This is a genomic window from Corynebacterium sp. MSK122, assembly GCF_030229435.2.
GTDB lineage: Bacteria > Actinomycetota > Actinomycetes > Mycobacteriales > Mycobacteriaceae > Corynebacterium > Corynebacterium marquesiae.
The window spans coordinates 1-255 of record NZ_JASPHV020000088.1; the positions used below are offsets into that span (position 1 = coordinate 1).

1 protein-coding gene is annotated in these 255 nt (G+C 53.7%); it reads left to right on the forward strand.

What is annotated here, in order from left to right; translation table 11 throughout:
* Nucleotides 1-255 (forward strand): IS3 family transposase (locus QP934_RS11565; RefSeq protein WP_419127599.1); only part of this gene is annotated, 255 nt, incomplete at both ends.

Sequence of the window (255 nt, forward strand, 5' to 3'; positions counted from 1 at the left end):
GGCGACGATGATCGCGCAGCATTCTACGACGATGTTGACCGCAAGATTCATCAGATTTGGTCGGACTCCGATCAGGTTTACGGTGCTCCGCGGATCACCGCAGAACTTACCGAGCGCTACCACATTGTGCTTAACCGTAAGACTGTGGCTAAACGAATGCGCATGATGAGCATTGAAGGGATTTCACCGCGGGCCTTTGTCCCAGTGACAACGGTCCAAGCCAAACGTAAGTCCACGCTTCCTGACCTGGTCAAG